The organism is Herminiimonas contaminans, assembly GCF_015645465.1.
Taxonomy (GTDB): domain Bacteria; phylum Pseudomonadota; class Gammaproteobacteria; order Burkholderiales; family Burkholderiaceae_D; genus Oxalicibacterium; species Oxalicibacterium contaminans.
On the sequence record NZ_JADOEL010000044.1, the window covers coordinates 1 to 2,520 of the forward strand.

The window sequence follows — 2,520 nt, forward strand, 5'->3', positions numbered from 1 at the left end:
GATTGTCGATGGGGTGATTTTGCCGGCTTTGATCGATAAGGCGATGCGTAGCATGTCCGGCAAATGTGTCTCAATAATTTCCCAATTCACTGCCTCGCTGAATAATCCATTGATATGTTCATATCGTATGCCTCGTTCCGGCTTGTAAAAAACCAGTTTTTTCAACTGCCGAATGCGAGGCATCAAATTGATACCGAGCAGATAAGCCAACCCGAAGACCGGCGCACTCTGTGCATGTGTGTCGCCATGCAGCGTGTCAGGTTGAATATCGGACTCGTTCTTGATCAGACCGTCTAAGATGTAGATAGCCTCATAAACGCCGCATGGAATAAAATGGCTGAATAAGGCAATGTACATGTCTGAGACGTGGTAATACCCGATTCCACCATACCCGCCATAACGAATGTGGTACTCGGACAGTAAATTTTGCTCATACATATTCCATTTGGTACCGTCGGCCGAGGCACTTTTACCCGTTCCCCAAAACTTGGGTAGCGAGAATTTGTTATAGGCGTTGATGACCTGAACAGTTGCCTTTTCCAATCTCTCCTCAGTCACGTGGTGCAAATTTAACCAGGCGACTTGCTTCCGGCTTAGCCCTTTGACCGACCGTGCGGTTTGAGTCGGGCCGAGATTGCAACCATAACAAAATAATGTGGTGACGAATCGTTTGCGCGGATCGTCAATTTTAGATTCAAAGCCCGATAAGGTGCCGAACTGTTTATGAAGATCAAGCCAAGTCTCTGCTTCCACTAAGATGTCGAGGATATTCTTTTCGGGCAGTCGCGCGGTAAGCTCTTTATCGATATGGTCCAGTGCGGCAGGCTTGATATCCTTGCTGTGCTTTCTCAAGATGATTTCAGTCCCGTTTAAATCCACATGCTCGTTATCTGGCATGCCCTCATCCGTGCGAGACGCTGTGTCAACAAGCCATTTCCTGAGATTAGTGACAAAATGTTTGGGATCAGTCGGAAAATCAAGCATCGCACCATATTCCGCTACCTGCGCCTCATAGGTATCCCAGTCAACAAGTTGGACCCGGTAATCGCTGTATTGATCGCTATTGGCTACATACAGATCCCCCGACTGTAGTTCTTGCATGGCTTCGGTCAATACACAAAGTTCAAAATACTTTCGGTTAACTTCGTTGACGGGCCCAGACCGCTGCCCAGTCACCGGTCGCCGCCATTTTTCCGGTAGCCATTTCAAATTGATATTCGTATCAACGATCGACAACCATTCCTTGTGGCTCTGCCGATTTGCCAGCACAAACCGGATCGATTCAATGAGTGACAAGTCAGCTGATGTGGATTCCAGATCGAGTAGGCCCAGGCAGTTCAGCAATAAAGGCCGCTGCGTCTGGTATGGAACTAGCATAAACGGGAGATAGTTATTCCCGGCATAGGCCATGTGCTCTTCGCACTCGGCGAGAAGATTTTCCGGGTTGTCATGCATGGCATTCGCAATCCGTTTGCCACGCTCCTGATCGGTCTCACCTTCTTGAAACGCTTCAAGCACATCACGTAATTGCGAAACTAGCTTTTCTGCACGCTTTTGATGCTCCTGATAATACAGTTGCAGTTGTTCTACCGCGCCGCTATGGAGTTTCCTCATTTTGCGGACAAATATGTCGACCGCATCGTCTAGCGCTTTACTCAATTGTGCGTGGAATAACAGCACCATCAGAGCATAGCGCTTGTTCTGCTGCATGGCCTTTAGGTCTGCTGCGTCGAGTGCGCGCGCCTCATATACATACTGTCCGCGTTTGACGACTGGAATATGATCCACTTGCGGCAATTCGCAGGCCCAGCTTTTAAGCCACTTTACACGTTCGAGATATTGGCGGACCTCAGTATTAGTTGGCTTCTTCGGATCTTGTTTTATTTGCTGCCAGCCGGTGACTAGCTGACCTGCAGAAAGCGTGAGCATTGCGTCGAATTGGCTGGTGACTGCTGCGGGAAGCGGATCAGTTAATGTATGAAAATACTGTTCATTGACTTGATTCCGGATCCGAAACGCCGTTCGATTCAAGCGGCTGAACGCTGGCAATTCATAGCGTTGCCGGATCAACTCTTCGATAACGACGTTGATAATGTCAGCTAGCTCCTGCTTGGTTTGTGCGGCCTGCGTCGCGGCTAACTCGATTGCCTTGTCGGTATCCTTTGTAATGGGCTGTATTTTAAGATGCGCACGAATGGCGTCGATGAAGTCGCGCCTAGCGCGTGACTTTTCTTCTTCTACGAGCATGCGCAGCGGTACCGAGTTTACGCCGAGCGCTTTAGTGACAAAAGACACGATGGATGCGGGCACTTCCGCAAGCATCGGAAAATACCCCAGTCGCTGGACGGCTTTCAACAAGATCATCAAATAAAGCCGTGATGCATTGCCACGACCTACCCGGCGTGCAAAACGCTGTTCAGTCTCATTTGGTGTATAGATTTCGTCTAATTCACGCTGCGTCAGATCAGGCTTAAAGCGTGGGTATGCTGTTTCATGGATGCTGGTCAAAACTGTGCTCCC

The 2,520-nt window shown here is 49.0% G+C and carries 1 protein-coding gene; it reads right to left on the bottom strand.

Annotated elements, in window-relative coordinates; all coding sequences use genetic code 11:
- A partial coding sequence (locus tag IXC47_RS19220; RefSeq protein WP_230089676.1) for a Tn3 family transposase occupies positions 1–2,508 on the bottom strand: 2,508 nt, incomplete at its 3' end.
- Positions 2,509–2,520: the final 12 nt, after the last annotated feature.